28 protein-coding genes are annotated in these 26870 nt (G+C 73.9%); 18 read left to right on the forward strand and 10 right to left on the reverse strand.

The window, feature by feature from the left end; all coding sequences use genetic code 11:
- Positions 1-69: 69 nt before the first annotated feature.
- Entirely contained in the window at positions 70-273 is a 204-nt protein-coding gene (locus ACH5A8_RS16535) for a hypothetical protein (RefSeq protein ID WP_399002468.1), read from the forward strand.
- A gap of 52 nt (positions 274-325) precedes the next feature.
- On the opposite strand, the gene ACH5A8_RS16540 is transcribed toward ACH5A8_RS16535, so the two are convergent.
- Both ACH5A8_RS16540 and ACH5A8_RS16545 read right to left on the reverse strand, forming a co-directional pair.
- A complete protein-coding gene (locus ACH5A8_RS16540; protein ID WP_399002470.1) occupies positions 326-1609 on the reverse strand; it encodes a CHAD domain-containing protein in 1284 nt (427 codons plus the stop codon).
- Positions 1590-3938 (reverse strand): RNA degradosome polyphosphate kinase, encoded by a 2349-nt coding sequence (locus ACH5A8_RS16545; protein ID WP_399002472.1) that lies wholly within the window; start codon positions 3936-3938, stop codon positions 1590-1592. The genes ACH5A8_RS16540 and ACH5A8_RS16545 overlap by 20 nt, the downstream gene beginning before the upstream one ends.
- A gap of 271 nt (positions 3939-4209) precedes the next feature.
- Between ACH5A8_RS16545 and ACH5A8_RS16550 the strand changes: the two genes are divergently transcribed.
- The 5 genes from ACH5A8_RS16550 to ACH5A8_RS16570 all read left to right on the forward strand — a co-directional run bounded on the left by ACH5A8_RS16550 (position 4210) and on the right by ACH5A8_RS16570 (position 8872).
- On the forward strand, positions 4210-4758 hold the full coding sequence (locus ACH5A8_RS16550) for an RNA polymerase sigma factor (RefSeq protein ID WP_399002474.1): 549 nt from the start codon (positions 4210-4212) through the stop codon (positions 4756-4758).
- Positions 4755-5639: a zf-HC2 domain-containing protein gene (locus tag ACH5A8_RS16555; RefSeq protein ID WP_399002476.1), complete on the forward strand. Its 885-nt coding sequence runs from the start codon at positions 4755-4757 to the stop codon at positions 5637-5639. The genes ACH5A8_RS16550 and ACH5A8_RS16555 overlap by 4 nt, the downstream gene beginning before the upstream one ends.
- A 94-nt stretch (positions 5640-5733) precedes the next feature.
- A complete protein-coding gene (locus ACH5A8_RS16560; RefSeq protein WP_399002477.1) occupies positions 5734-6597 on the forward strand; it encodes an ABC transporter ATP-binding protein in 864 nt (287 codons plus the stop codon).
- On the forward strand, positions 6594-8171 hold the full coding sequence (locus ACH5A8_RS16565; RefSeq protein ID WP_399002479.1) for an ABC transporter permease: 1578 nt from the start codon (positions 6594-6596) through the stop codon (positions 8169-8171). Before ACH5A8_RS16560 ends, ACH5A8_RS16565 begins: the two co-directional genes overlap by 4 nt.
- Before the next feature lie 2 nt (positions 8172-8173).
- On the forward strand, positions 8174-8872 hold the full coding sequence (locus tag ACH5A8_RS16570) for an ABC transporter (RefSeq protein ID WP_399002481.1): 699 nt from the start codon (positions 8174-8176) through the stop codon (positions 8870-8872).
- 39 nt (positions 8873-8911) lie between these two features.
- Here the strand turns inward: ACH5A8_RS16570 and mshD are convergent, their stop codons facing one another.
- From mshD to ACH5A8_RS16605, 7 genes are all read right to left on the reverse strand, one after another.
- A complete protein-coding gene (gene mshD, locus ACH5A8_RS16575; RefSeq protein WP_399002483.1) occupies positions 8912-9832 on the reverse strand; it encodes a mycothiol synthase in 921 nt (306 codons plus the stop codon).
- Positions 9833-9998: 166 nt separating this feature from the next.
- Positions 9999-11489 carry an ATP-binding protein gene (locus ACH5A8_RS16580; RefSeq protein ID WP_399002485.1) on the reverse strand — a complete coding sequence of 497 codons (1491 nt, stop codon included), beginning with the start codon at positions 11487-11489 and terminating at the stop codon, positions 9999-10001.
- Positions 11486-12226, reverse strand: coding sequence for a response regulator transcription factor (locus ACH5A8_RS16585; protein WP_399002487.1), 741 nt, complete (start codon positions 12224-12226; stop codon positions 11486-11488). The genes ACH5A8_RS16580 and ACH5A8_RS16585 overlap by 4 nt, the downstream gene beginning before the upstream one ends.
- Before the next feature lie 102 nt (positions 12227-12328).
- Complete coding sequence (locus ACH5A8_RS16590; protein WP_399002489.1) at positions 12329-12802, reverse strand: hypothetical protein; 474 nt, start codon at positions 12800-12802, stop codon at positions 12329-12331.
- Positions 12803-12909: 107 nt separating this feature from the next.
- Positions 12910-14064, reverse strand: a complete 1155-nt coding sequence (locus ACH5A8_RS16595; RefSeq protein ID WP_399002491.1) for a S1C family serine protease — start codon at positions 14062-14064, stop codon at positions 12910-12912.
- Between the two features lie 254 nt (positions 14065-14318).
- Entirely contained in the window at positions 14319-15341 is a 1023-nt protein-coding gene (locus tag ACH5A8_RS16600) for a LacI family DNA-binding transcriptional regulator (protein WP_399002493.1), read from the reverse strand.
- An 86-nt stretch (positions 15342-15427) separates the two neighbouring features.
- On the reverse strand, positions 15428-16219 hold the full coding sequence (locus ACH5A8_RS16605) for a winged-helix domain-containing protein (protein WP_399002495.1): 792 nt from the start codon (positions 16217-16219) through the stop codon (positions 15428-15430).
- 303 nt (positions 16220-16522) lie between these two features.
- Here ACH5A8_RS16605 and ACH5A8_RS16610 point away from each other — a divergent pair, with 303 nt between their 5' ends.
- The 7 genes from ACH5A8_RS16610 (at position 16523) to ACH5A8_RS16640 (ending at position 22556) form a co-directional block, all read left to right on the forward strand.
- Positions 16523-17521, forward strand: a complete 999-nt coding sequence (locus ACH5A8_RS16610; protein WP_399002497.1) for an alpha/beta hydrolase — start codon at positions 16523-16525, stop codon at positions 17519-17521.
- Positions 17522-17578: 57 nt separating this feature from the next.
- Entirely contained in the window at positions 17579-17833 is a 255-nt protein-coding gene (locus ACH5A8_RS16615) for a MoaD/ThiS family protein (protein WP_399002499.1), read from the forward strand.
- Positions 17834-17836: 3 nt separating this feature from the next.
- On the forward strand, positions 17837-19291 hold the full coding sequence (locus ACH5A8_RS16620) for a hypothetical protein (protein ID WP_399002501.1): 1455 nt from the start codon (positions 17837-17839) through the stop codon (positions 19289-19291).
- Between the two features lie 284 nt (positions 19292-19575).
- A complete protein-coding gene (locus tag ACH5A8_RS16625; RefSeq protein WP_399002503.1) occupies positions 19576-20307 on the forward strand; it encodes a DUF2993 domain-containing protein in 732 nt (243 codons plus the stop codon).
- Between the two features lie 692 nt (positions 20308-20999).
- Entirely contained in the window at positions 21000-21845 is an 846-nt protein-coding gene (locus ACH5A8_RS16630) for a sulfurtransferase (protein WP_399002505.1), read from the forward strand.
- A gap of 42 nt (positions 21846-21887) precedes the next feature.
- Positions 21888-22175, forward strand: a complete 288-nt coding sequence (locus ACH5A8_RS16635) for a DUF1416 domain-containing protein (protein ID WP_010351646.1) — start codon at positions 21888-21890, stop codon at positions 22173-22175.
- Between the two features lie 108 nt (positions 22176-22283).
- Entirely contained in the window at positions 22284-22556 is a 273-nt protein-coding gene (locus tag ACH5A8_RS16640) for a DUF3099 domain-containing protein (protein WP_399002507.1), read from the forward strand.
- Here ACH5A8_RS16640 and ACH5A8_RS16645 read toward each other — a convergent pair.
- Positions 22550-22912 (reverse strand): DsrE family protein, encoded by a 363-nt coding sequence (locus ACH5A8_RS16645; protein WP_399002509.1) that lies wholly within the window; start codon positions 22910-22912, stop codon positions 22550-22552. The genes ACH5A8_RS16640 and ACH5A8_RS16645 overlap by 7 nt on opposite strands.
- A gap of 103 nt (positions 22913-23015) precedes the next feature.
- Between ACH5A8_RS16645 and ACH5A8_RS16650 the strand changes: the two genes are divergently transcribed.
- The 5 genes from ACH5A8_RS16650 to ACH5A8_RS16670 all read left to right on the forward strand — a co-directional run bounded on the left by ACH5A8_RS16650 (position 23016) and on the right by ACH5A8_RS16670 (position 26870).
- Positions 23016-23882 (forward strand): hypothetical protein, encoded by an 867-nt coding sequence (locus tag ACH5A8_RS16650; protein WP_399002510.1) that lies wholly within the window; start codon positions 23016-23018, stop codon positions 23880-23882.
- Positions 23879-24727 carry a hypothetical protein gene (locus ACH5A8_RS16655; RefSeq protein ID WP_399002512.1) on the forward strand — a complete coding sequence of 283 codons (849 nt, stop codon included), beginning with the start codon at positions 23879-23881 and terminating at the stop codon, positions 24725-24727. The genes ACH5A8_RS16650 and ACH5A8_RS16655 overlap by 4 nt, the downstream gene beginning before the upstream one ends.
- The gene (locus tag ACH5A8_RS16660; protein WP_399002514.1) at positions 24724-25617 is read left to right on the forward strand and encodes a hypothetical protein; all 894 of its coding nucleotides are present in this window, start codon (positions 24724-24726) and stop codon (positions 25615-25617) included. Before ACH5A8_RS16655 ends, ACH5A8_RS16660 begins: the two co-directional genes overlap by 4 nt.
- A 224-nt stretch (positions 25618-25841) precedes the next feature.
- On the forward strand, positions 25842-26417 hold the full coding sequence (locus ACH5A8_RS16665) for an FABP family protein (RefSeq protein WP_399002516.1): 576 nt from the start codon (positions 25842-25844) through the stop codon (positions 26415-26417).
- Between the two features lie 15 nt (positions 26418-26432).
- A complete protein-coding gene (locus ACH5A8_RS16670) occupies positions 26433-26870 on the forward strand; it encodes a Fur family transcriptional regulator (RefSeq protein ID WP_399002518.1) in 438 nt (145 codons plus the stop codon).

Here is a 26870-nt window from a genome sequence, read left to right on the forward strand (position 1 = left end):
TCACGCGCCGGGGTCCGTCCACAGGAAACCGCAACCGGCCGTTCACCCGGGCTGGGTAGCGTGGTGCGCGTGGCGCAGCAGGAGGGGCATGGCCCCGCGCAGGAGCAGTACCGGTCGGACCGGGACCGTCAGGGGCGCCCGGACCATCGCACGACGACCGCCGAGCAGGGCCGCTTCTGCGTGGCCCGGTGCACCTGCGGCTGGCGCGGTCCCGCCCGCCGGGCGCGCAGCCTGGCCCGCACGGACGCGGAGGGACACGCCCGCGACGCCTGAGGGGCGCGGCGGCGCGGCGGGCGGGTGCGGTGGTGGTGCGGCCGTGTGGTGCTCAGCCGGCGCCGATCGTTCGCTTCTGCCAGGACTGCTGGAAGGCGAACCGGGCCGCCTCCACCTCGTGCCGCTGGTCGGCGTGGAGCACGCCGAGGGCGTACGCCGTCGCCGGGGCGATGCGCGGGGTGCGCGCCGCCGAGGACGCGGCCGCCGCCGCCTCGGAGGCCTCCCGGTGCAGGTTGAGCGCCTGACCGGCCGCCAGCAGCAGCGGATCCACCGGCAGGCCGGGTTCCTCGCCGCCGCGCAGCGCCTCGCCGGCGTAGCGGTGCAGGCGCAGCAGCAGACGGACCTGGTGCCAGGGGGCGTCCTGCGGGTGCGGGGTCGGGTCCGGCGACAGGCCGTGGACCAGCGCCTGGGCGTTGTACGGGCTGCCCGCGGTGACGAGGGGGAGCGCGGCGACGGCGTCGGTCAGGCGTTCCTCGGCCGCGGTGGCGAGGGGGCGGGGGTCGGTGGCGTGCGCGGCGGGGGCGAGGGGGACGTCGCTGGCGAGTAAGGCGACCTTGTCGGCGACGGCGTGGAAGCGGGCGGAGCCGAGGGCTTGCAGGGCGGTGGAGTGGGCGCGGGTGCGGGCGAGGGTGAGCTGGCGGTCCAGCAGGGCGCCGGCTTTCGCGGCGCCCACGGTGAGGTTGCCGCGGTCCGCCGGGGCGGGGTGGCTCCGGTCCGGGGGCGCGGGCCGGCCGCGGTCCGGGGTCGCGGCGTGGGGCAGGGCGCGGGCGGTGCCGGGTGCCGCCGCGGCGGGTGCCTCCCCCAAGCTCTTCGAGCAGGGGGTGCCCCCAGCGCCCACCCTCCCCCGAGCACCTCCGACAGGCTCCGGTGCCGGGGGGACCCCCATCGCCCCAGCGGCACGGCTGCCCGCGTCCGCGTCGGCGCGGGTGCCCGCAGCTGTGCCGGTGCGGGGGCTCGGGGCCGCGTCGGTCAGGGGGGAGAGGCGGTTGAGGGCTCGCAGGAGGCGGGTGAGGCGGGACTGGCAGGCGTGTTCGAGGGCCAGGGTGCCCGAGAGCCAGGCCAGTTCGGGGCGCAGCTCCTCCGACCAGGTCTCGTCCAGCAGGGGGCGGAAGGTGTGCAGGCTGCCGCTGATGCGGCGGGCCGAGCGGCGCAGGGCGCGCGCCGCGTCGACGGTCTCCGCCGTGCCGCCCGCCGCGCCCGCGCCGGCCTCGCGGTGCAGGCGCAGGGCGCGCAGGAACTCCGTCGCCTGGGCCCGCAGATAGGCCGCGAGGGCGTCGGCGGTCACGGGCGCGATGGCGGCCGTGGGGTCCGTCGGGTCAAGGTGTCGCTGTGCCACGCCGGCGCCTCCGGGCGTCTATGAGCATCTCCTGGATGTTGCGCAGGGGCTGGCCGTCCGGGTCGGTCGCGTGCCGGGTCCACTCGCCGTCCGGGCCGAGGTGCCAGGAGGCGGTGGTGTCGGACATGCCGGTCTCCAGCAGCCGGTTGAGCGTGGCCCGGTGGGTGGGGTCGGTGACCCGGACCAGGGCCTCGATACGGCGGTCGAGGTTGCGGTGCATCATGTCGGCGCTGCCGATCCACACCTCCGGCTCGCCGCCGCCGCCGAAGGCGAAGACGCGGGAGTGCTCCAGGAAGCGGCCGAGGATGGAGCGGACGCGGATGTTCTCCGACAGACCCGCGACGCCCGGGCGCAGCGCGCAGATGCCGCGCACCCACACGTCGACGGGGACGCCGGCCTGCGAGGCGCCGTACAGCGCGTCGACGACCGCCTCGTCGACCATGGAGTTGACCTTGACGCGGATGAACGCGGGCCGCCCGGCGCGGTGGTGCTGGATCTCCTTGTTGATGCGGGAGACCAGGCCGTCGCGCAGGGACTTGGGGGCGACGAGCAGCCGGCGGTAGGTCTCGCGGCGGGAGTAGCCGGAGAGGCGGTTGAAGAGGTCGGAGAGGTCGGCGCCGACCTGCGGGTCGGCGGTGAGCAGGCCGAGGTCCTCGTAGAGGCGGGCGGTCTTGGGGTGGTAGTTGCCGGTGCCGACGTGGCTGTAGCGGCGCAGCGTGTCGTCGCCCTCCTGGCGGACCACCAGGGACAGCTTGCAGTGGGTCTTCAGGCCGACGAGGCCGTAGACGACGTGGCAGCCGGCCTCCTCCAGTTTGCGCGCCCACTTGATGTTGGCGTGCTCGTCGAAGCGGGCCTTGATCTCGACCAGGACGAGGACCTGCTTGCCGGACTCGGCCGCGTCGATGAGGGCGTCGACGATGGGGGAGTCGCCCGAGGTCCGGTACAGGGTCTGCTTGATGGCGAGGACGTCGGGGTCGGCGGCGGCCTGCTCCAGGAAGGCCTGCACGGAGGTGGAGAAGGAGTCGTAGGGGTGGTGCAGGAGGACGTCGCGGCTGCGCAGCGCGGCGAAGATGTCCGGCGGGGAGGCCGACTCGACCTCGGCGAGGTCGCGGTGGGTGCCGGCGACGAACTTCGGGTACTTCAGCTCGGGCCGGTCCAGGCTGTGGATGCGGAACAGGCCGGTGAGGTCGAGGGGGCCGGGCAGCGGGTAGACCTCGGCCTCGCTGATCTTCAGCTCGCGCACCAGGAGGTCCAGGACCTCGCGGTCGATGGACTCCTCGACCTCCAGGCGCACCGGCGGCCCGAAGCGGCGTCGCATCAGCTCCTTCTCCAGGGCCTGGAGCAGGTTCTCGGCGTCGTCCTCCTCCACCTCGAGGTCCTCGTTGCGGGTGAGGCGGAAGGTGTGGTGCTCCAGCACCTCCATGCCCGGGAACAGTTCCTCCAGGTGGGCGGCGATGACGTCCTCGAGGGGGACGTAGCGGCCGGGGGAGCTCTCCAGGAAGCGGTTGAGCAGCGGGGGGACCTTGACGCGGGCGAAGTGGCGGTGGCCGGTGACCGGGTTGCGCACCACGACGGCCAGGTTGAGGGAGAGGCCGGAGATGTAGGGGAAGGGGTGCGCGGGGTCGACGGCGAGGGGGGTCAGCACGGGGAAGATGCGCTGGCGGAAGAGGGTGAACAGGCGGGCCTGCTCCTTCTCCGTCAGCTCGCTCCAGCGGACCAGGTGGATGCCCTCCTCCGCGAGGGCGGGGGCGACGTCCTCGTGGTAGCAGGCGGCGTGCCGGGCCATGAGCTCGCGCGAGCGCGCCCAGATCATCTCCAGCACCTCGCGCGGCTGGAGCCCGGAGGCGGAGCGGGTGGCGACGCCGGTGGCGATACGGCGCTTGAGGCCGGCCACCCGGACCATGAAGAACTCGTCGAGGTTGCTGGCGAAGATGGCGAGGAAGTTCGCCCGCTCCAGCAGGGGGGTGTCGGGGTCCTCGGCGAGTTCGAGGACCCGCTCGTTGAACGCCAGCCAGCTGCGTTCGCGGTCGAGGAAGCGGCCCTGGGGCAGGGTCTCGGCGCCGTCCTGCGACTCCTCGTAGTGGTCGAGGTCGGCGTCGATGTCGGGATCCAGGTCGGAGACCGGGGCCGCCACGGTGTGCGGGCGGTGGGCGGCTATCGAGCCCACGGAGGGCTGGATCTGCTGGATCTGTGCTGCCTGGGCGTCTGGCTGGCTCATGAATCCATTCTTCCGCGCCGGACGGAATCCAGGCGCGTCGGAAAGCGCAGGCGGGAGCGCGGTGGCGGGCCCCTCGGGGGGCGGCGGGGGCTCGGGCACGGCGGGCTTCATTGAGTGAGCGTCGCAAGGCTGTCTGAATGACCGGTTACGGCGACATGACGTGTGGGACAGCGGGGCGTGGCCCGCGGGCGATCCGCACGGCGCTGACCGGTGCGGCCAGGCATGCGTGCGGCGCGGACCGGTGCGGCCAGGCATGCGTACGCTCCTGGCCGGGGACGGCCGGGGACGGCCGGGCTCGCGTCCGGGGAGCGGTGTCCCGGGCGCCCGGAAAGTCACCGCCCCCGGGGTGAACCGGACGGCGGGGTCCGTCCGATGAGGAGACGTGAGCGGAACGAGAAGCGACGGGGAGCTGCTGCGGGCCATCGCGGCGGACCGGGACCGGCGCGCCTTCGAGGAGCTGTACCGGCGGTACGCGCCATGGCTGGCCGCACGGCTGCGCGGGCGCTGCGCCGATCCCGCGCTGGTCGACGACGTCGTCCAGGAGACCTTCCTCGCCATCTGGCGCGGCAAGGCCGTCTACCGCGAGGAGGGCTCCCCGGACGCGGCCGGGTGGCTGTGGCGGATCGGCGCGCGGCGGCTGATCGACGCGCTGCGCGGCGACGGGGCGCGCGGCCGGCTGCGCCAGGCGCTGGCCCGGCTGCGCCATCGCGACGAGGCGTCCGCCGAGGAACGCGTGCTTTCGGGGGTCGAGCACGGGGACCTCGCGGGCGCCCTCACCCGGCTGTCGCCGGAGCTGCGGGCCGTCCTTCAGGCCACGGTGATCGACGGACTCACGACCCGGGAGGCGGCCGTCCTGCTCGGCATTCCGCCCGGCACGGTCAAGACGCGGGCCCTGCGCGCCCGCAAGCAACTGCGGGAGGCGCTGGCATGAGCGGCGACACCAATCCTCGTAGGGCCTGGCACCTGGCGGAGGAGGACCTGCGCGCCTACGACCGCGGCGAGCTGGCCCCGCCGCTGCTGTGGTCCGCGGACACCCACCTCGCCGGGTGCGCCGAGTGCCGGGCGAGTCTGGCCGGCCTCGCCGACCCGGCCGCGCTCGACGCCGGCTGGGCCCGGCTGGACGCGGAACTGGACGCACCGCGCCCGGGACCGCTCGAAAGGCTGCTGCTGCGGCTGGGCGTCGCCGACCACACCGCGCGGCTGCTCGCCGCCACCCCGGTGCTGCGCCGCTCCTGGCTGCTGGCCGTGACGGCCGTACTGGTCATGGCCGCGGCGGCCTCCGACGCCCTGCGCGGGGCCGACGCGCCCACCCTTTTCCTCGCGCTCGCCCCGCTGCTGCCGCTCGCGGGCGTGGCCCTGGCGTACGGGCCCGCGTTCGACCCGACGTACGAGATGGCCGTGGTCGCGCCGCTGCACGGGTTCCGACTGGTGCTGGTGCGGACGGTGGCCGTGCTGGTCGTCGGGCTCGGCATGAACGGGCTCGCCACCCTCGCGCTGCCCGGCTACGGGATGCGGGCGCTGGCCTGGCTGCTGCCCGCACTCGCCCTCACCGCGACCGGGCTCGCGCTCGTCCCCCGGCTCGGCACGGTCCTCGCGCCCGCCGTGACCGGCGGCGGCTGGGTGCTCCTCCTGGCGGTGGCCGTGCTCCGGCGGCACGGCGACGCGCCGCTGCCGCCGTTCACCCCGGCCGGGCAGGGTGCCGCCGCCGCCGTCGCGGCCCTCGCCGTCGCGCTCCTCGTCCACCTGCGCGACCGCTTCGACAGCGCCGCCCGCACACCGTCCGCCGGCCTCCCGTACGGAGGCGCACCGTGACGTACGTCGGCCCCGTTCCCTCCGCGTCCCGCGCCCGCCCCGTCGGTGCGCCCCGCGCCCGTCTCGTCCTCGCCCCTTCGCACGGGAGTGCCTCGTGACCCTCACCGTCTCCGCCTCCGGGCTCACCCTCCGCTACGGCGGCACCGCCGCCCTCGACGACGTGGCGCTGCGTCTGGAGGAGGGCATCACCGCGCTGCTCGGGCCCAACGGGGCCGGCAAGACCACCCTGCTGCGGGTGCTCGCCACCGCCGTGCCCGCCGACCGCGGCGCCTTCACCGTCCTCGGCCACGACCCGGCCACCACGGCGGGCCGCCTCGCGATACGCCGCACTCTCGGCTACCTGCCGCAGACCCCCGGCTTCCACCCGGACTTCACGGCGTTCGCGTTCGTCGACTACGTGGCGATCCTCAAGGAGCTCACCGACCGCGCGGCCCGCCACCGCGAGGTGCGGCGCGTGCTGGAGGAGGTCGACCTCGGCGACGTGCGCGGCCGGCGCGTCAAACGGCTCTCCGGAGGCATGCGCCAGCGCGTCGCCCTGGCCGCCGCCCTGGTCGGCGACCCCCGTTTCCTCGTCCTGGACGAACCCACCGCGGGCCTCGACCCCGAGCAGCGGATGCGTTTCCGGGACCTGATCACCCGCGCCGGCGAGCGCCGCACCGTACTGCTGTCCACCCACCAGACCGAGGACGTCGCCATGCTCTGCCATCGCGTGATCGTCCTGGCCGGCGGCCGGATCCGCTTCGAGGGCACCCCGGCCGAACTGACCGCGCGGGCCGCCGGCCGCGTGTGGTCCAGCGCCGAACGCGACCCGGGAGCACGCGCCGGCTGGCGCACCGGCGCCGGCGCCTTCCGCAACGTGGGCGACCCGCCCGAGGACGCCGACCTGCTCGAACCCACCCTGGAGGACGGCTATCTGCTCGCCCTCGACGACACCGGCGCGCAGGTGAGCGCCCGATGACCACGACCGTCACGCCCCCGGCCGCCGCGGTGGCCCCCGCCCAGGCCACCGACGGGCGGCGCGTTCGGGCCGTCCTCGCCCTCGCCCTCTTCGAGGCGCGCGACGTGCTCCGGCAGGTGGTCTTCCTCTCCTTCCTCGTGGTGTACGTGGCCACGGCCGTCTGGCAGATGTACGCCGGCCACCCCGGCTGGCACGAACTCACCGGCCATGAGGGCATGGCCGACTACCCGGCCCTCCAGGACGCCGACCGGGCCACCCAGAGCAGCGCCCTGCTGATCGGCGCCGCCCTGTTCCTCTGTGCCAACCGGGCCGTGCTGCGCTCCCGCCGCCGGGGCACCGACCAGCACTTCGACGTCCTGGTCATGGAGCCATGGCGGCGCACCCTCGCGCACGCCCTCTCGGTCGTCCCGTTCGCCGTGTTCACCGGCCTGTTCGGCGCCGTGCGCCTCGGGTGGGCGGCGCTCCGGCCCGGCGCGGTCGGGCACGGCTCGCCGGCCGAACTCCTGGTGGCCCCGCTGACGGTGCTGCTGTGCGGGGTCGCGGGCGTGCTGCTGGCCCGGCTGATCCCCTCCTCGTTCGCCGCCCCGATCCTCGCGGTCGTCGTCTACGTCGCCGTGCTGGACTTCCTGGTGCTCGCCGACGACGCCCACTGGTCACGGTGGCTGTCCCCGGTCGTGACCGAGACCGGCGGGGACCCGCTCCCCTCCGACCTGGTCGGCCGCCCGGCCGGCTGGCACGCGCTCTACCTCGCCGGTCTGACCGCCGTCCTGCTGTGCGCCGCGCTGCTGCGCGGCGGCGGCCGCTCCGCGCGGATCAAGGCGGCCACCGCACTGGCGCTCGCCGCCACCGCCACCGGGATCGCCGGCCAGTCCCCAGGCCCCTCCGCCGGGCTCCGGGCCGCCCGGGCGACGGTGTCCACACACCCGGAGAGCGTCGAGAGCTGCGCCGTGCGCGGTGCGACGACCTACTGCGCGCTGCCCGAGTGGACCGGCCGCACCGCCGACTGGGCCAAGGCCACCGACCGCGTCCGCTCCCTCGCGCGCGGCGACGCCGCGGCCCGGCCGCTGACCGTGCGCCAGCGCGTGGAGGCCCGCTACGGACTGGACGGCGACGCCACCTACGACCCGCTCACCACGCCCGGCGCCGTCACTGTGGGCACCCGCTGGGGTGGCAACCGCGTCCCCGAGTTCTCGGTCGGCCTTGCCTCCGTCCTGGTCGCGGGCACCGAGAAGGCCGGCGGGAAGCTGTGCGACGGCCGGGTCGTCACCGTCATGTGGCTCGCGCTCGGCGCCGGCGCCGACCCGCTCGGGGACCTGCGCGCCGTACGGCTGGACGACAGCACCGAGGGCGGCGCCTACGTCCTGACGCCGACGTCCGGCCTGATGATGAGCGCCGGCCAGACGGAGGTCGTGAAGGCGCTGCTGCGCCGCCCGCGCGCCGAGGCGGCGGCCCGGGTCGGGGACCACTGGACGGAGCTGACCACGCCCGGCGTCTCCACCGCCCGGGTGGCCGCGCTGCTGGGCGTCCCGGCCGCCGGGCTGGGCGGGGAGGCGGGCAACTCGTGCCAGGGGTGAGCGTGACGGACGGCATGAGGCGTACGGCCCTGGTCCGGCAGCTGGCCGGGACGGTGTGGCGGGTGCTGCCCTGGCGGGTGCTCGGGGCGGCCGGCGGGCTGAGCGCGGCGATCGCCGCCGGCACCCGCCTGCCCGGGCAGGCGCCGGGGACGGTGACCGGGCTTCTCGTGCTCAGGGCGGCCGCGCTCGTCGGGGGGCTCGGGCTGGCGTTCCTGTTCGACGATCCCGCCCGGCACACCACCGAGGCGGTGCCGGTGCCGCGGCTCGTGCGGGCCGGGCTGCGCCTGGCGCTGATCGCGCCCCTCGTCGCGGCGTGGTGGGCGGCGGTGCTGCTGCTCGTACCCGGTGCGGCCCGGCCACCGGCCGGCGCCCTCACGCTGGAGGCCGCCGCGATCGTGGCGACGGCCGTGGCCCTGGCGGCGGCGTCCGTGCGGCTGCGGACCGAGCCCGGCCCCGGCGCGGGCGCGGCGCTCACCCTGCTCGTCCTGGCCGTCGCCGCGCTGCTGACGCCGCACCCGTGGAGCCTGCTGGTGCCGCCCGGCGACCCGGGCTGGGCGGTGGCGCACCGGTGGTGGGCGGCGCTGCTCGCGGCGGCGGCGGCCGTGTGCGCCGCGTGCCTGCCGCAGCCGGTGCACCGGCTGCGGCGCGGCGCCCGGACCCGCACGCCGGGCCCCGATGTCACGTCCGCGTGCGGCGCCTGACGCGCGCGCGGCCCGGCGGTGTGCGAGATCGTCGGACCGTCACGTCTCCGTGCGGTACATGAGGTCCGTCTCGTACGTCGTGAAGCCCAGCCGTTCGTAGACCGCCACCGCCGCCTTGTTGTCGGCGTCCACGTACAGCATCGCGGTCGGCAGGCCGGCCTCGGCCAGGTGCCGCAGGCCGGTCACCGTGAGGGCCTTGCCGAGGCCGCCGCCCTGGGCGCCGGGCCGTACCCCGAGCACGTACACCTCGCCCAGCCGCTCCTCGGCGTGCACCTTGGTCCAGTGGTAGCCGACCAGCCGGCCCGCCCGCTCGGCGAGGAAGAAGCCGCTCGGGTCGAACCAGGGCTGGGCCTTGCGGTCGTCGAGGTCGCGCTGGGTGAGCGAGCCCTGTTCGGGGTGGTGGGCGAACGCCTCGGCGTTCACGGCGAGCCACGCGGCGTCGTCCTGGCCGGGGACGAAGGCACGTACCGTCACGCCCTCGGGCAGCGGCGGCTCGGGCAGCGTGAAGTCCGCCAGCGGCCGCCGCATCTGGCGCAGTTCGCGGAAGAGGGTGAGGCCGAGGACCTGTGCGAGGTGCCGGGCGGCGGAGTGCCCGCCGTGCGCCCACACCCGAAGCCGCTTGCCCGAGGCGGCCAGCAGCGCCGATCCCAGCGCCCGGCCGTGCCCGTGCCCACGGTGCGCCGGGTGGACGACCAGTTCGGCGGCGGGCGCCTCCACGGGGTCGGTGTCCTCCAGCTGCGCGTAGCCGACGAGTTCGCCGTCGACGGCGAGCAGCAGGTGCGTGACGCCCTCGCGGGGGCCGCCGCGCAGTTGCAGCCGGCCCTGCTCGGACACCGCCTGCCGGCCGTCCTCGCGGGCCGCCGCCGCCAGCAGCGCGAGCACGGCTTCGGTCTGTTCCGCGGTCAGCTCGGAGACGGTCTCGAGGCGGCGGGCGATCGGTGCGGTGTCGTCGCTGGTCATGGCTCAGAGAGTACAGAGCCGCGGCGATCGCCCGGCAGTGGTGTGCGGCAGGGCGGTACGACGGGGCCCCGCGACCGGGTGGGTACGACGGTGCCCCGCGTCCGGGTGGGTACTGCGTGGTTCCGCGACCGATCGGTACGGCGGGGGTTCCGCGACCGGTCGCCGCTCAGGCGAGGCCCGGCGCCTCCGGCGGCGGCGTGGGCGCGCCCGGCAGCCGTACGGTGGCCACCGTGCCGCCGCCGGCGGCCGGGGAGAGGGTGACCTCGCCGCCGGACTGCCGGACGGTGCGGGCGACGATGGACAGGCCCAGTCCCGAACCGGGCAGCGCGCGGGCGCTCGGGGAGCGCCAGAACCGGTCGAAGACGTGCGGGAGTTCGTCGGCGGGGATGCCGGGGCCGTGGTCGCGGACCGTGAGGACGCCGTCGGTGAGCCGCACCTCGACCGTGCCGCCCTCGGGGCTGAACTTCACCGCGTTGTCCAGGATGTTGACGACCGCGCGCTCCATCGCCGCAGGCTCCGCGCGGACGAACCAGGGCTCGACGTCCGCCGTGATGGTCAGCTCCGGGCCGCGCAGGCGGGCCCGGCGCAGCGCCGCCTCCACGGTGTCCTGCAACGCGATGACCTGGATGCGCTCGCCGCGCTGGCTGTCGGAGCGGGACAGTTCCTGGAGGTCGCCGATGAGCGAGGCCAGCTCGGTCATCTGCGCCTTCACCGAGGCCAGCAGCGCCTTGCGGTCCGCCTCGGGCAGCGGGCGGCCGGTCTCCTCGCTGCGGGTGAGGAGTTCGATGTTGGTGCGCAGGGACGTCAGGGGGGTGCGCAGTTCATGGCCGGCGTCGGCGATCAGCTGCTGCTGGAGGTCGCGGGAGGAGGCCAGGGAGGCGGTCATGGAGTTGAAGGAGCGCGACAGGCGGGCGATCTCGTCCTCGCTGTCGTCCTCCACGGGGATGCGGATGGTCAGGTCCTCGGTGCGGGCCACGTGCTCGACGGCCTCGGTGAGCCGGTCGACGGGGCGCAGACCGGCGCGGGCCACCGCGAGGCCCGCGGCGCCGGCGCCGACGACGCCTATCCCGGAGACGAGCAGCAGGATCAGCGCCAGGTCGTTGAGGGTCTTGTGGGTGCTGTCCAGGGGGGTCGCGATGAGCAGGGCGGCGCCGGGGAAGAGGTGGGGTTCGGTGCCCAGGCCCTGGGTGACGACCAGGGGGAGCGTCAGCACCCGTACGGAGGTGCCGTCGTCGGCGGTGCCGTAGCGGAACACCAGCGGCCCGCTGCCCGCGGTCGCGCCCGAGCCGGACTCCTTGATGACGGCCTGGTCGGAGGCGGTGACCTTCACCACGCCCGCGGAGTTCGAGGAGACACAGGGGGTGCCGTCAGTCCTGACCAGCTGGAGGTAGTAGTTCCCCCGGGTGCGCAGTTCGCTCGGTGAGCCCTGCGGGGTCTGGGTGCAGTCGCTGAGGGCGCCCACCACGTCGGAGTAGTGCTGCGGCTGCTGCGTGGCCTGTTTCAGGTCCTCGTCGACCTGGGCGAGCAGCCGTCCCCTGACGATGAACCAGCACGTCACCGACACCACGGCGACGCCGAACGCCACGGCCGCCGCGACCAGCAGCGCCAGCCGGGACCGCATCGGCAGGGAGCGGTAGCGGCGCACGGCCCGGTTCACTCCGCGCCGCCCTGCCGCAGGACGTAGCCGACGCCGCGCACGGTGTGCACCACGCGGGGCTCGCCGCCGGCCTCGGTCTTGCGGCGCAGGTACATCACGTACACGTCGAGCGAGTTGGACGAGGGCTCGAAGTCGAAGCCCCAGACCGCCTTCAGGATCTGCTCGCGGGTGAGGACCTGGCGCGGATGGGCCATGAACATCTCCAGCAGCGTGAACTCGGTGCGGGTCAGCTCCACCGGGCGGCCGCCGCGCGTGACCTCACGGGTGGCGAGGTCCATGCGCAGGTCGCCGAACGCGAGCACGTCGCCCTCGTCGGCCGCGCCCGCCACGGCCGCCGCGTAGGAGCTGCGGCGCAGCAGGGCGCGGATCCGGGCGAACAGCTCGTCCAGCTCGAACGGCTTGACCAGGTAGTCGTCCGCCCCAGCGTCCAGGCCGGTGACCCGGTCGCCGACGGTGTCGCGGGCCGTCAGCATCAGGATGGGGGTGGTGTCACCGGTGCCGCGGATGCGGCGGGCGGCGGTCAGGCCGTCCATGCGCGGCATCTGGATGTCGAGGACGACCAGGTCGGGCCGGTAGGCGGCCGCCTTCTCCAGCGCGTCCGCGCCGTCCACGGCGACCTCGGTGCCGTAGCCCTCGAAGGCGAGGCTGCGCTGGAGCGCTTCGCGCACCGCGGGTTCGTCGTCGACGATCAGGATGCGCTGGGGGTCACGGTCGCGGTCGCCGTCGGCGGGGCTCATCGGTCGTCGTTCCTCGGGTCGTCGTGGGGGCTCTGGGGCGGTCGGTCGGTCCCGGGCGGGACGCTCCTCAGGCTCGCATGTTTTCCGGCCGCCCCGTGCGCTTCACGCCGCCATCGCCGTCAGCCGGCGCAGCGGCACCTTGTGGCGGTGCGGACGCGCGGCCGGGGTGCGCAGCCCCATCAGCTGGGGGACCGCGGCGGCCTCGGGGATCCGGTGCGCGGCGGGGGCGGGCTCGGGCTCGGGAGCGGGCGTGTCGGCGACGGCGGCCGGAGCGGCGGCCGGAGCGGCGGCCATCGTGGCGGTCGTGGCGGTCGTGGCGGTCGTGGCGGTCGTGGCGGTCGTGGTGGTCGTGGTGGTGGCCGGGGCCGGGGCCGGGGCGAGCCGAGCGTGGGCCGGTGCGGTCCGGGCGGGGGTGCGGCCGGACGGGAGGCCGTCCGGGAGGCAGTCCGCCAGGCCGTCCACCGGCAGGTTCGCCGGGCTGTGGAGTTCCTTGGCGACGGCCAGGGCGAGGGCGACGCCCGCGGGGACGGTCACGCCGACGGTGTCGGCCTTCTCGTGCGCGATCTGCTGGATCATGACGTACTCCTGTTCGCCGGTTCTCGTCCCCCCACTGTGTCCGTCGGTTCCCGCCCCGGTTCGTCGGTCGGCTCGTCGGCCCGGTCGGCTCCCGGTCCGGCGCCGCCTCAGTTCTGGGCGCCGGAGCGCAGCGTGGCCAGGTCGGACTTGACGGTGTTGATCGGGATGGCGAAGCCGAGGCCGACGCTGCCCGCGCTGGAGGAGTCCGAGTCCGCCGCCGACGAGTACATCGCCGAGTTGATGCCGACGATGTTGCCGTTCATGTCGATCAGCGCGCCGCCGGAGTTGCCCGGGTTGAGGGAGGCGTCGGTCTGGATCGCCTTGTAGGTGGTCGTGGAGGAGCCGGTGTCGCCGTTGAACTGCCGGCCGCCGAACTGGAAGGGCCACTGGCCGTCGCCCTGTCCCTGTCCCTGCTCCTGGCCCTGGTTCTCGTCGGTGGACACGGTCACGTCCCGGTGCAGCGCGGAGACGATGCCGCTGGTGACGGTGCCGGTCAGCCCTTCGGGGGAGCCGATCGCGACGACCTGGTCGCCGACCGCCACGCCGTCGGAGTCGCCGAGCGACGCCGCCTTCAGCCCGGAGGCGCCCTCCAGCTTGATCAGGGCGAGGTCCTTGGAGCTGTCGGTGCCGACGACCTGCGCGGTGTAGGTGTCGCCGTCGCTGGTGCGCGCCTTGACCGATGTGGCGCCCGCGACGACGTGGTTGTTGGTGACGACCTCGCCGCCGGCGGTGACGATCACCCCGGAGCCGGTGGAGGTGCCGTTGGCGAGCGTGGCGGTGATCTCCACGACGCTCGGGCTGACCGCCTTGGCGATCGCGGAGATGCTGCCCCGCCGGCTCGTGGGCACCACGCTGGTGCCGACGGTGCCGGTGGCGACCGTGTCCTTGCCGGTCAGCTCCTGGAAGGCGAACGCGGTGCCGCCGCCGACGGCCGCCGCCGCGATCGCCACGGCGGCGAGCAGCGCGAGCGGACCCTTGGCCCGCCTCTTGGGCGCGGGCGCGGGAGCCGGGGCGCCGGCCGGTGCGGCCGGCAGGAGAGCGGTGCCGCCGTCGCCGCCGTCCCCGCTCTGACCGCCGTAGCCGTACGCGGCCGTCGGCGCGGTGGCCGCGGGGGTCGCGGGCTGCGCCGGGGGGTACGCGGGAGGGGGCGGCCACTCCGGGTTCACGGGGGTGGAGGCGTGCTGCTGCCGGTACGCGAACGGGTCCTGCCCGTCACCCTGGGGGTACTCGTACTCGCCGCTGCGGCGGATGCTCTCGGTCATGTCAATGAGAGTGACCCGGGATCATGAGAGCTTCCTGAGGCCCCGCTGAGAAGCCCGACAGAACCTCGTATGCCCGATATAAGGACGCTACGCAGGGCTACCGCGACGGACGGTGACGGGGCCGGGAGGTCCCGCGCGTGGAGTCGACGGGGCCCGGCGTGGACGGGGCCCCGTGGCCCCCTACGCGCCGAGCATCCGCCGCCCGTCGCCGAGGGCCGTCGCGGGAGCGGACGCGGGGCCGCTGCGCCCAGCCGTCACGCGCAGCCGCAGGACCTGCGGACCACCAGCCGCGACGGGAACACCTTCAGCCGCTCGCGCCGCGAGCCCGCGACCCGCAGGCCGTCGTCCAGCACCAGGTCGACCGCCGAGCGGGCCATCGCGGAGCGGTCGGAGGCGACCGTCGTCAGCGGCGGGTCCGCCAGCGCCGCCTCCTTGATGTCGTCGAACCCGGCCACCGCCAGCTCGCCCGGCACCTCGATGCGCAGCTCGCGCGCGGCCCGTAGCAGGCCGATCGCCTGGTCGTCGGTGGAGCAGAAGATCGCCGGGGGCCGGTCCGGCCCGGCGAGGACCTCGAGCCCGACCCGGTACGCGTCGTAGCGGTTGTACGGCGCCTCGAACAGGCGTCCCTCGGTCGGCAGGCCGGCCTCGGCCATCGCGCGCCGCCAGCCCTCGACGTGGTCGGAGACCGGGTCGCCCACCGCCGGGGTGTCGGCCGTGCCGCCCAGGCACGCCACGTACTCGTAGCCGTGCTCCAGCAGGTGCCGCACGGCCAGCTGCGCACCGCCCAGGTCGTCGGTGACCACGGCCACGTCGTCGATCGCCTCGGGCCGCTCGTGCAGCAGCACCACCCGGGCGTCCCAGGCGTCGATCTCGGCGGCGGCCAGGTCGTTGAGCGCGTGCGAGACCAGGATGAGGCCGGAGACGCGCATCCCGAGGAACGCGCGCAGATAGTGGACCTCGCGCTCGGCGACGTAGTCGGAGTTGCCGACCAGGACCATCTTCCCGCGCTCGGCGGCCGCCCACTCGACCGCGTGCGCCATCTCCCCGAAGAAGGGCTGGCGGGCGTCCGGGACGATCAGGCCTATCAGGTCGGTGCGCCGCGAGGCCATCGCCTGGGCGACCCGGTCGGGCCGGTACCCCAGCTCCTTGATCGCGGCGAGGACGCGCTCGCGCGTGGCCGGGGCGACCGGCCGGGGTCCGTTGTTGATGACGTAGCTGACCACGGCGGTGGAAGTCCCCGCCAGTCTCGCCACGTCGTCCCGAGTCACCTTGGCCACGCGCGGAGTCTACGCGGATGGATCGACGCCGGGCAGGGCGTATCACAGCTTGGATGTGCGGCCGCAACGCCCTGCCGCGCCCCCCGTCAGGCCTCCGCCGGGGCCTGTGCGCGGACCGCGTCCGCGGAGTCGTCCGCCTCGCCCCGTTCCGCCCGGTTCGTCTTGGCCTTCGCCTTGCTCTTCGCCTCGTCCGCGCCCCGGTCGGCCTTCTCGGGCGTGACGAAGCGGTAGCCGACGTTGCGGACCGTGCCGATCAGCGACTCGTGCTCGGGGCCGAGCTTGGCGCGCAGCCGCCGCACGTGCACGTCGACGGTGCGGGTGCCGCCGAAGTAGTCGTAGCCCCAGACCTCCTGGAGCAGCTGGGCGCGGGTGAAGACGCGGCCCGGGTGCTGCGCGAGGTACTTCAGGAGCTCGAACTCCTTGAAGGTGAGGTCCAGCACCCGGCCCTTGAGCTTGGCGCTGTAGGTCGCCTCGTCCACGGACAGGTCGCCGTTGCGGATCTCCATGGGGGAGTCGTCGACGCTGTTGTGCTGCCGGCCCATGGCCAGCCGCAGCCGGGCCTCCACCTCGGCCGGGCCCGCCGTGTCCAGCAGCACGTCGTCGATGCCCCAGTCGGCGGTGACGGCCGCGAGGCCGCCCTCCGTCACGACGAGGACCAGCGGACAGCCGGGGCCGGTGGAGCGCAGCAGCTGGCACAGGCTGCGCACCTGCGGCAGGTCGCGGCGCCCGTCGACCAGGATGACGTCGGCACCGGGCGTGTCCACCAACGCGGGCCCCTCGGCGGGGGCCACGCGCACGTTGTGCAGCAGCAGGCCGAGGGCGGGGAGCACCTCCGCCGAGGGCTGCAGGGCGTTGGTCAGCAGCAGCAGAGAACTCATCGCGGCCCACCTGCCCGGGTCACGCGTTCTTCGTGCACGGTTCGCTCGTCCATGGCGTCTGGTTCCTCCTCGGGTCCCTGCGAGGACGTCTGCGGCACTCATCGTCGCTTCGTCTTGGTGCGGATCCCGCGCCCCTGGGACCCGCCGCGGATCCCGGGACCTCCGGTGAGGAACCCCAAGAGCCACTGTGCTTCCGCCGCGCCGTACACCCGCGGTTTCCCGCGTCGTATACAACGCTTCCGAAAGCACGAAAGGACCCGGGGGCTTCGCTGCCCGAGTCCTCTTCCCAGCAGAATAGCCGACATGAGCTCGGATTCGGCAGGTCATGTGGCGCGTTCGACGGTCGTCCCGGAGTCTGAGACGGTGCCGCGTACACGTGTCAGGAGGCTTCTGCGCACCGTCGACGGGGTGGCGGTCGACGCGCTGTACGAGCCCGGGGCGGCCGTGCGCGAGGGCGCCGAGGACGGCTCCGGCGCCCCCTACGGGACACCTTCCGTCGGCCCGGTGTTCGTGATCGCACACGGTTTCACGGGCGACCTCGACCGCCCGCACGTGCGCCGGGTGGCGCGGGTGTTCGCCCGGTACGGGGCGGTGGTGACGTTCTCCTTCCGCGGCCACGGGGCCTCCGGCGGACGGTCCACGGTCGGCGACCGGGAGGTGCTGGACCTGGCGGCGGCGGTGGCGTGGGCCCGTGGCTTCGGACACGCGCGCGTGGTGACCGTCGGCTTCTCCATGGGCGGCTCGGTGGTGCTCCGGCACGCGGCGCTGTACCGGCGGGAGGGCGACGCGGGGGGCGGGGACGGCGCGGAGCGGTCTTCGGGGCGTGTGGAGGCCGGGGCGGGAGCAGGGGCGGGGTCAGGGTCAGGACCAGAAGCGGGGTCAGGGGCAGGGTCAGGGGCGCACACGGGTGCGTGGGCGGACGCCGTGATCTCCGTGAGCGCGCCGGCGCGCTGGTACTACCGGGGCACGGCCCCCATGCGCCGGCTGCACTGGCTGGTCATGCGTCCCGAGGGCCGTCTGGTGGGCCGCTACGGCTTCCGCACCCGGATCCACCACCGCGATTGGGACCCGGTCCCGCTGTCGCCGGTGGCGGCGGCCGCCCGCATCGCGCCGGTGCCGCTGCTGATCGTGCACGGCGACCGGGACGCCTACTTCCCACTCGACCACCCCCGCATGCTGGCCGCGGCCGCCGGTGACCACGGCGAACTGTGGCTGGAGCCCGGCATGGGCCACGCCGAGAACGCCGCTCCCGGCGACCTCCTGGACCGTATGGCGCGCTGGGCTCTCGCACAGGCGGGCTAGCCTGAGGCTGTTCATTGCCGGTTCATCACCGGACGACTAGGGACTCAGAGGGACGGGATGGCAAAGGTCACGGTGCGCTACTGGGCGGCGGCGAAGGCCGCGGCCGGGGTCGCCGAGGAGCCGTACGAGGCTCTGACGCTCGCCGAGGCGCTCGACGCCGTGCGCGAACGGCACCCCGGCGAACTCGCGCGCGTCCTGCGGCGCTGCTCGTTCCTCATCGACGGCGACCCGGTGGGAACGCGCGGGCATGAGACCGTACGGCTGATCGAGGGCGGCACGGTCGAGGTGCTCCCTCCGTTCGCAGGAGGGTGAGCGATGACCGACCGGCCGTATGAGGTGCCGCCGCACGAGGGCACGCACGGGGCCCCCTACGAGGGGTACGACCCGTACGCACAGCAGTACCCGCAGGCGCAGCAGTATCCGCAGGCCCAGCCCCAGCAGCATTCCCAGGCCCAGCAACAGCCGCACTCCCAGGCCCAGCAGTACCCGCAGCAGCACCAGCCGCAGGCGTGGCCCGGGCAGCAGCAGGCCTACGACGACCCGCACGCCGACCAGCAGTACACGCAGGAGTGGCAGGGGCAGACCTGGGAGACCCAGACCTACAGCCGGATCGACGCCGGCGCGCAGCCGGCGGCCCAGACCGCCTACATGGCCCCGCTGGACCGCCAGGCCCCCGAGGGCCCCCAGAACCCGGCGTACCTGGTGAACCCGGCGACCGCCTACGCCTCCCAGCCGCAGCCGCAGCCGCAGCCGCAGCCGCAGCCGCAGCCGCAGCACCAGCCGCAGGCACAGCCGCAGCACCAGCCGCAGGCACAACACCAGCCGCAGCCGCAGTCACCCGCGTCCGGCCCCGCGCCCGCAGCGGCGTACGCGCAGCAGACTCCCGCGGCCACCCCCGCCCCCGCCTCCGCGCAGCAGCCCCGGGCGGTCGCGGCACCCGCGGCGGCTCCCGCGGCCCCCGCCGAGGCCGGCGCGCCCGGCTACGGTCCCGCCACCCTCGGCGGCAACGCCCGGATCACCGACGCGCAGCGCGCCCGGGCCGAGGGCCGCTCGCCCATCATCGACCCGGGGATGCAGCCCGCCGCGCTCACCGCGCTGCTCGGGCTGCTGCTGGCCGGCGCCGCGCAGGCCGGCACGTACGCGCTGCTCGTGCCGCTGGTGGTGCTCCAGGCCGTGACGGCCGCGGGCTGGTTCCGGCTGAACGGCATGTGGCCGGCCCGGCAGGGAATCGCCCTCGGCTTCGCCGGCGCGCTGGTCAGCGACGCGGCGGTGCTGGGAGCGGGCCGCGCACACGCGCCCGCGGCGATCCTGGGCACGCTCGGGGTGTGGGTGCTGCTCTCCCTCGTCCTCCAGCTGCGCTCCCACGCCGATCCGGACGAGCGGATGTACGGCCTGATGGCGACCGTCGCCGCGGCCGCGCTGGCCATCCTCGCGACCGGGTACCTGGCCGGCGGCAAGGACGCGGTCACGGTCGGCGCGGCGGCGGTCGCGGTGGCCGTCCTCGCGCGCGCCCTGCCGCTGCCGACGGCGGCCTCGGTCGTCGTCGCGCTGCTCGCGGCGGCGGGCGCCGGCATCGTGGCCGGCGGGATGGCGGGGCTGGACTCGAAGGGCGCGCTGCTCGGCGCGGGCGCGGCGGTGTGCGCCCTGATCGGCCATCGCGCGGCCGCCTACGACTACCCCTCGCGCTTCGTCCACTTCACCGCCGGCGTCGCCCTGCCCCTGGCGGCGGCGGCTCCGGCGGTGTGGGTGCTGGGCCGGGCGCTCGGCTGACACGCGGCGGCGGGCGTCCCTGACGCCCGCTCCGGGGAACGTCCGCCCGGGGGCCCGCCCGCCCGCTCCGGGGAACGTCCGCCCGGTCCGCCCGCCCTCGTGCCGGGGGGTGCGGCACGCCCGCCGTCCGGACGGGTCCGACATGACCGGACGGATCCCCTCCGGGGCGGTCGTCCCCTGTCACAGGTGATCGACAATTCTCCGGACCGGCGGAATCCTCGGGCTAGGCTCGCGGCGGGCGGCCGTCCGGCCGCCGGAGACCGCACAGGTGGGGGAAACACCGCATGCGCGCGCTGCGAGTACTTCTGATCGTCGTAGTGATACTGGGAGTGCTGTTCGCCGTGGTCGACCGGGTCGCGGTGTACTTCGCGGAGGACCAGGCCGCGGACAAGCTCCGGACCACGGAGAACCTGGCGAGCACGCCCGACGTGTCCATCAAGGGCTTCCCCTTCCTCACCCAGATGGCGAGCGGCGAGCTGGACGACGTCGAGGTCGGCATCAAGGACTACGAGGCGGACACCGGCAAGAGCGGCCAGAAGATCCGTATCGACGACCTCAAGGCCCACATGCGGGACGTGTCGTTCTCCGGCGACTACAGCTCGGCCACGGCGGCCACCGCCACCGGCACGGCGACCATCGCCTACGACGAGCTCCTGAAGGCCGCCAAGTCCGAGCCGACCGACATCGGCCTCGGCCTCAAGGCCCAGGTCGTGGGCCTCTCGGACGGCGGGAACGGCAAGATCAAGGTGGCCGTCAAGGTCTCGGGCCTGGGCCAGGACCAGCCGGTCTCCGTGCTCAGCTCGGTCTCGGTGAAGGACAACAAGATGCAGGTCCACGCCGACGACCTGCCGAGCCTCCCGGGCGTGTCGCTGGTCGAGGGGCGGGTCCGGTCGATCACCGACTTCCAGCAGGCCGTCGACCAGCTGCCCGGCGGCATCCAGCTGGACTCCGTGCGGGCGGCCAAGGACGGGCTGGAGATCTCGGTGAAGGGTTCGAACGTCAAGCTCGCCGGGTAGACGGACTCGGCGAGGCCGGACGCCGGAAACCGCACGTCGGGAATGCCCCCGTCGGGAATCCCCCCGTGGGTGAGCCGGACGTCGATCCGGACGCCGGATGCCGGACGCGGACGCCGAACGTCAGGAAGCCGCACGTCGGGAAGCCGCCCGAAAACCGACGTCGGAACCGGACGCCGGATACCGCACGTCGAAAAGCCGGATGCCCGAGATCCGACTCGGAACCGGACGCCGGAAGTCCGGTGCGGGACGTGCGCCGCTCGCCCGTCCGGCGTTGTCCGACTGGCGAGACGTCGTCGTCCGCGCGTCAGATACGGAAGCGTGTGCGAGGCCCCGGGAGCGGTGCGGACCGGCGCGGCGAAAGCCCGGATCCCGGCACCGATCCCGCTATGTGGACGATCCCGTCTCATCATGCGACACATCGGTGACACGGCAGCCTCTCTCTCCCTACGATCGGGGCTTATGAAGCGACAGGCGGATCTCACAAAGCGGCGGGCAGTGGACCTGTGCCGCGTTGCCGCCATGCTCTGTCGCACTTTCTGAGCGGGAGTTCCGCCTCCCGCGTCCGCCGGCCCCGCCACCTGGCCCGGGGCCGTCCGCGCGCCCCGCACGCCGACGCCGAGACGTCGGACCGGCTGCCCGCGCGCCCCTCGCACTCGCACGCCCCGCCGCAACTGCCCCGGAGGAGATTGAGCATGAGCCGTAGCGACGTACTGGTCGACGCCGACTGGCTCCAGGAGCACCTGGACGACCCGAGCATCGCCATCGTCGAGGTGGACGAGGACACGTCCGCGTACGACAAGAACCACATCAAGAACGCCATCCGGATCGACTGGACCCAGGACCTGCAGGACCCGGTCCGCCGTGACTTCGTCGACCAGGCCGGCTTCGAGAAGCTCCTGTCCAAGAAGGGCATCTCCAACGACCACACGGTGGTCCTGTACGGCGGCAACAACAACTGGTTCGCCTCGTACGCGTACTGGTACTTCAAGCTGTACGGCCACGACAGCGTCAAGCTCCTCGACGGCGGCCGCAAGAAGTGGGAGCTGGACGCCCGCGAGCTGGTCGACGGCACCGACGTGCCCGAGCGCGCCGCGACCGAGTACCGGGCCAAGCCGCAGGACACCTCCATCCGCGCGTTCCGCGACGACGTGGTCGAGGCCATCGGCGCGCAGAACCTGGTGGACGTCCGCTCGCCCGACGAGTTCTCCGGCAAGCTGCTCGCCCCGGCGCACCTGCCGCAGGAGCAGTCGCAGCGCCCGGGCCACGTCCCGACGGCCGCCAACATCCCGTGGTCCAAGAACGCCAACGACGACGGCACCTTCAAGTCGGACGACGAGCTCAAGGCCCTCTACGCCGCCGAGGACGTCGACCTGGCCAAGGACACCATCGCCTACTGCCGCATCGGTGAGCGCTCCGCGCTGACCTGGTTCGTGCTGCACGAGCTGCTCGGCGTGCAGAACGTCAAGAACTACGACGGCTCCTGGACCGAGTACGGCTCCCTCGTGGGCGTGCCGATCGAGCTCGGCTCCGGCAAGTAATCCCCCGACCGACCTCTCAAGACCTCTCTACAGGAGTACGACATGTGCGGAGCGAAGGCCGGCGGCCCCGACGCCTCGACGATCAAGCCCGGTGAGACGACGATCCAGGGCCAGGTGACCCGCGACGGCGAGCCCGTGACGGGCTACGTCCGCCTGCTGGACTCGACCGGCGAGTTCACCGCGGAGGTCCCCACCTCCGCGACCGGTCAGTTCCGGTTCTACGCGGCCGAGGGCACCTGGACCGTACGTGCCCTCGTCCCCGGCGCCACCGCCGACCGCACGGTCGTCGCCCAGCAGGGCGGCCTCGCGGAGGTCGCGATCGCGGTCTGAGACCGCGCCGACCGCTCGGACGCGGAAGGGCCGCACCCCTCGGGTTGGACGCCTGGGGTGCGGCCCTTCGGCATGCCCGCGCCGCCGCCGCGGTCCTACTCTGGAGTCATGTACGCACGTCGGCGGCATCTGTACTTCGCCATGATGGGCACCTGCGTCACGCTGTTCGTCCTGGCCTGGGGCGTCGTGCGCATCTGGTCGGTTCCCGCGGCGGTCGGCATGTGCCTGTTCGCCATGGTGATCCCGCCGGTCGCCGCCATGGTCGCCAACCGGCGGGGCCCGGACGACCGCTGGTGGGACGACCCGTCCGGCGACCCGACGTCCGACGAGTGGTGGGACGAACTCGACGGCAAGAAACGCCCGCACGAGCCCCCTCAGTAGACGAGCGCCTGCGTCTCCTCGCCCAGGGCCTCCTGCACGAAGACCTGCGCACCGGCGATCCGGACGCCCTCGATCACGTCCTTCTCCGTGATGTCGCGCCGGGCCGCGCACTGTGTGCACAGGGTGACGCGGCCGGCCGAGAGGATCGAGTCGATCAGGTCGGGCAGCGGTGCCGCGTGCGGCAGCTCGAACTCGGCGGCGCGGCCCGGCAGCGCGAACCAGGAGGACTCGCCGGTCAGCCACAGCGAGACGTCCACGCCACTGGCCACGGCCACCGCCGCGACCGTGAACGCCTGGGAGCACCGCTCGGGGGCGTCCGCGCCCGCCGTCACCTTGATCACGAGCTTCTTCGCCATGGCTGAATCGTAATCAACTCCCTTACAACTCGGTGCAACACCCACGGGTCTCCTGTGAGGCGCGCGAAGGGAACGCGCGCTTCACGTTCTGAGGGGGGATGCCGTGCAGAAGGCCGAAGAAGCCGAAGAAGCCGAAAAAACAGAAGAAGCCGGAGAAGCCGGAGAAGCCGGAGAAACGGCAGCGACGGGAGAGGCGGGGGAAACCGGGGGAGCACCGAGGGCGGAAGGCGGTCGGGAGCCTGTCGGCGCGGGGGCGGTCCGGCCGCGGCGCCGCCGGGGCCGTACGGCCCTGCTGATCGCCACGGCCGCCGTCCTCGGCGTCGTCGCCGGCACCTGCACCGGCTATCTGGTCCAGGCCGACCGGGAGCCCGCCGCCCTGCCTCCGCTGTCGCAGCCCGTGCTGCCGAGGGCCGAGGGGCCGGCTCCCGAGCCGCTGACGGCCGCGCAGGACCACCGGGTGAAGACCGAGGGGGACCTGCGCAAGCTGTTGCTGCCGAAGCCACGCGGAGCCAGGGAGGCCGAGTGGCTGAAGGGCGACGACGGCTGGTTGGACCTGGCGCGCTACGCCGGATACTTCGAGAAGCCCGGAGACGCCTTCGACTGGTTGGTCAGGGAGGAGTACCGCCGGGGCGCCGCCACCGCCTGGGAGGGCGACACCTCGACCGTGGACATCAGGCTGCTCCAGTACCGCCAGGTGGACACGATGGGCGCCGCCGATGTGACCCGCTCCAATCAGGAGTACCGCCGGGGCAAGGACGGAGTCAGGAGCTGGCCGATCCCCGGTGCGGGGGAGAGCATGGCGTACGTCCTTCCCCGTGCGGACGCCGGACACGGTCGTGCGAGGAATTACGGCGCCGAGGCCTTCGCCTGGCGAGGCGACCTCGCCCTGGAGATCTTCATCGACTCGGACAAGCCGGTTTCCAAGGCGCAGATCATCGATCTCGCCCAGCGGCAGTTGGAGCGCCTGTGAGCGAGAACGGGATGGACGGGCACCAGGTGGAAGAGAACCGAGCGGGAAAGGAAGCGGCGCCGGAGCGACCCGTACGCCCCGCCCGCAGGGGTCGTGTCGCGGCCGCTGCCGGGGCCGTGCTCCTCGCCGCTGCGGTCGTCGCCGGCGCCGGGTACACCGTCGTGACGGTCCAGGACGCGGACCGGGATCCCGGCGCTCCCCGCTGGGCGCTGCCGCGGGAGAAGACGGCGGGGACGAAGCCGGCCGCACAGACCGGACTGGCCGGGATGCTCGCGCCCTACGACACCCTCTGGGAGCGCGGCCCCGACCTGGGGGAGTACGGCTCCGACGCCCGGCTCAGCGGGCAGCGTGCCACCGCCCTGCGCAAGGAGGCGTACCGGGACCTGCCCCGTACCCGGCGCAAGCGGTTGGAGCAGGAGATCGACCGGGAGCGCATCCAGGGCATGGCGATGCGCAGCTACGTCCAGGCAGCCGGCGACATCTTCCAGAAGGACACGGCCGTCACGGTGAGCATCGTGCTGACGCAGATGAAGGACAGGGCCGCCGTCCGCTCCATGGTGACGTTCCAGAACGCGTTCCTCACGGCCCTGGACGTGTTCCGCGAGGGACCGGAGATCAAGGGCCACAAGAACGCGGGATGCTTCCTGTCCCCCACGGGAGAGGACAGCGACGTCCAGGGCGGGGACGGCGACAAGGGCATCGAGGGGATGGTCTGCTCGGCGTACGAGGGGAACGTCCTGGTCAGCGTCACCGCGACGGGTCCGCGTTCCCTGAACACCAAGCAGGTCGCCGCTCTGCTGACCGAGCAGCTCGACCGCATCGAGGAGCCGGGGAAGGCCGTATGACGGAGCAGACGCGATCGCTGGAAGCGCGGGACGAGGCACCGCGGGCTACCGCGCCCCAGGCGCACGCGGTGGTGACGCCGACGCCTCCCGCTGAGCCGGCCGCGCCGGTACCCCCGCCGGCCGCGCCGAAGGAGCGGCGGGTGCTGCGTGCCGTACTGCGGTGGGCCGCCGCCGTGGCCGTCTTCGCGGTGGCCGGCACGTGGACGGCGTACGGCATCATCCGGATGGAGCGGACCGACGTCCCGGGGCTGGCGACCGAGTCCGACGGGCGGTGGGACTATCCGACACTGAGCGCACCGCCACTGCCCTCGGGCAGCCCCGGGCCGCTCGCCGAGGACAATCCGGCCGGCGCGCACTACGCCGACCTGCGCGCCCTCGTCCTGCCCGCTCCCAGGGGAGCGACGGAGGACGAGGCGCTGCGCGGCGAGGGGGGATGGCTGCCGGCCAAGGACTTCCTGGCGCAGTACGCCATGCAGCGGGACCGGACGGAGCTGGGGCAGAACCTCACCGACCTCGGCCTGCGGCACGTCGCGGCCCGCGGATGGACCACGCGGGACGGAGTCCGGACCCGTGTCTTCCTCCTGCAGTTCGGCACGGCGGAGGTCGCGGAACGGGCGCGTGCGGACTTCTGCGGGGCGGACACGGTCTCGCACGAGCTGCGCGACGTCCACAGCTCGCACCTGGACGAGGACTTCCCCGCCGACGCCGCGGTCGGCGAGGTCTCCCGCTTCGCCTTCGCCGAGGACGAGCCGTACGGCGACCGCCAGGTCCGGCAGGCGTACCTCCAGGCCGGTGACGTGGTGGCGCTGGTCGTCCAGTCCGGTGCGGGCGCGGCCCCCGCGGTCCCCTTCCAGCAAACCGTGACACTCCAGAGCGAACTGCTCGCCTGAGCGCGCGGACGTACCTCGGGGAGAGGGCCGGAGCCCGGCCGACTAAGCTGGGCACCGGCCCTGTGTACGTACGTACCGCACCGCGCTCGACAAGGAGCACCCCGTGGAGATCTTCTTCGAAACCCTGCTGGTCCTGGTCTGCGTCGGCGTCCTCGCGTTCGCCGGTCTGACCGTGAAGAAGCTGTACCAGGGCCAGCGCTGACGACATCCAGGGACTGCCGCTCATGATCGAGATTCCGTCCGACCTCCACAAGGACCTGGTCCCCCTCGCCTTCCTGCTCGGCGACTGGGCCGGCGCCGGTGTGCACGACTTCCCGGGCTCCGAGAAGTGCAACTTCGGCCAGGAGGTCACCTTCACCCACGACGGCCGGGACTTCCTGGAGTACCACTCCCGTACCTGGGTCCTGGACGAGGACGGCAACAAGGTGCGGCCGCTGGAGACGGAGTCCGGCTTCTGGCGGATCGACGCCGACCGCAAGGTCGAGGTCACGATGACCCGCGACGACGGCGTCATCGAGATCTGGTACGGCGAGATGGCCGACAAGAAGCCGCAGATCGACCTGGTCACGGACGCGGTGGCCCGCACCGCCGCATCCGCCCCCTACAGCGGCGGCAAGCGGCTGTACGGCTACGTCAAGAGCGATCTGATGTGGGTCGGCGAGAAGCAGACCCCGGACGTCGAGCTGCGCCCGTACATGTCGGCCCACCTGAAGAAGGTCGTCACCCCGGAGGACGTCGAGCGCTGGGCCAAGGCCCTCCCGGACGACCTGCCGGACGACGGCATCGCCTTCTTCAAGTAGTCCTAGACTCTTGGTGTGGTGAGCACCGACTGGAAGAGCGACCTCAGGCAGCGCGGCTACCGGCTGACGCCGCAGCGGCAACTCGTGCTCGAAGCGGTGGACAGCCTGGAGCACGCGACCCCCGACGAGATCCTCGGTGAGGTGAGGAAGACCGCGTCGGGGGTCAACATCTCCACCGTCTACCGGACGCTGGAGCTGCTGGAGGAACTGGGCCTGGTCAGCCACGCCCATCTCGGCCACGGAGCGCCCACCTACCACCTCGCCGACCGCCACCACCATCTGCACCTGGTCTGCCGGGACTGCGAGAGCGTCATCGAGGCCGACGTCGAGGTGGCGGCCGACTTCACGGCCAAGCTGCGGCAGCAGTTCGGTTTCGACACCGACATGAAGCACTTCGCGATCTTCGGCCGCTGCGAGGACTGTTCGCTGAAGAGTTCAACTACCACGTCGTAG

The organism is Streptomyces sp. NPDC018610 (assembly GCF_044391765.1).
Lineage (GTDB): Bacteria > Actinomycetota > Actinomycetes > Streptomycetales > Streptomycetaceae > Streptomyces.

What these genes read in the sequence shown, in the direction of transcription:
- ACH5A8_RS16555 (WP_399002476.1), top strand. Translation starts at nt 4,755, where the DNA reads ATGAGCGGCGACACCAATCCTCGTAGGGCCTGGCACCTGGCGGAGGAG.
- ACH5A8_RS16635 (WP_010351646.1), top strand. Translation starts at nt 21,888, where the DNA reads ATGTGCGGAGCGAAGGCCGGCGGCCCCGACGCCTCGACGATCAAGCCC.
- ACH5A8_RS16585 (WP_399002487.1), bottom strand. Translation starts at nt 12,226, where the DNA reads ATGAGCCCCGCCGACGGCGACCGCGACCGTGACCCCCAGCGCATCCTG.
- ACH5A8_RS16590 (WP_399002489.1), bottom strand. Translation starts at nt 12,802, where the DNA reads ATGATCCAGCAGATCGCGCACGAGAAGGCCGACACCGTCGGCGTGACC.
- ACH5A8_RS16640 (WP_399002507.1), top strand. Translation starts at nt 22,284, where the DNA reads ATGTACGCACGTCGGCGGCATCTGTACTTCGCCATGATGGGCACCTGC.
- ACH5A8_RS16660 (WP_399002514.1), top strand. Translation starts at nt 24,724, where the DNA reads ATGACGGAGCAGACGCGATCGCTGGAAGCGCGGGACGAGGCACCGCGG.
- ACH5A8_RS16645 (WP_399002509.1), bottom strand. Translation starts at nt 22,912, where the DNA reads ATGGCGAAGAAGCTCGTGATCAAGGTGACGGCGGGCGCGGACGCCCCC.
- ACH5A8_RS16625 (WP_399002503.1), top strand. Translation starts at nt 19,576, where the DNA reads ATGCGCGCGCTGCGAGTACTTCTGATCGTCGTAGTGATACTGGGAGTG.
- ACH5A8_RS16630 (WP_399002505.1), top strand. Translation starts at nt 21,000, where the DNA reads ATGAGCCGTAGCGACGTACTGGTCGACGCCGACTGGCTCCAGGAGCAC.
- ACH5A8_RS16595 (WP_399002491.1), bottom strand. Translation starts at nt 14,064, where the DNA reads ATGACCGAGAGCATCCGCCGCAGCGGCGAGTACGAGTACCCCCAGGGT.
- ACH5A8_RS16615 (WP_399002499.1), top strand. Translation starts at nt 17,579, where the DNA reads ATGGCAAAGGTCACGGTGCGCTACTGGGCGGCGGCGAAGGCCGCGGCC.
- ACH5A8_RS16610 (WP_399002497.1), top strand. Translation starts at nt 16,523, where the DNA reads ATGAGCTCGGATTCGGCAGGTCATGTGGCGCGTTCGACGGTCGTCCCG.
- ACH5A8_RS16665 (WP_399002516.1), top strand. Translation starts at nt 25,842, where the DNA reads ATGATCGAGATTCCGTCCGACCTCCACAAGGACCTGGTCCCCCTCGCC.
- ACH5A8_RS16545 (WP_399002472.1), bottom strand. Translation starts at nt 3,938, where the DNA reads ATGAAGCCCGCCGTGCCCGAGCCCCCGCCGCCCCCCGAGGGGCCCGCC.
- mshD (WP_399002483.1), bottom strand. Translation starts at nt 9,832, where the DNA reads ATGACCAGCGACGACACCGCACCGATCGCCCGCCGCCTCGAGACCGTC.
- ACH5A8_RS16605 (WP_399002495.1), bottom strand. Translation starts at nt 16,219, where the DNA reads ATGAGTTCTCTGCTGCTGCTGACCAACGCCCTGCAGCCCTCGGCGGAG.
- ACH5A8_RS16565 (WP_399002479.1), top strand. Translation starts at nt 6,594, where the DNA reads ATGACCACGACCGTCACGCCCCCGGCCGCCGCGGTGGCCCCCGCCCAG.
- ACH5A8_RS16620 (WP_399002501.1), top strand. Translation starts at nt 17,837, where the DNA reads ATGACCGACCGGCCGTATGAGGTGCCGCCGCACGAGGGCACGCACGGG.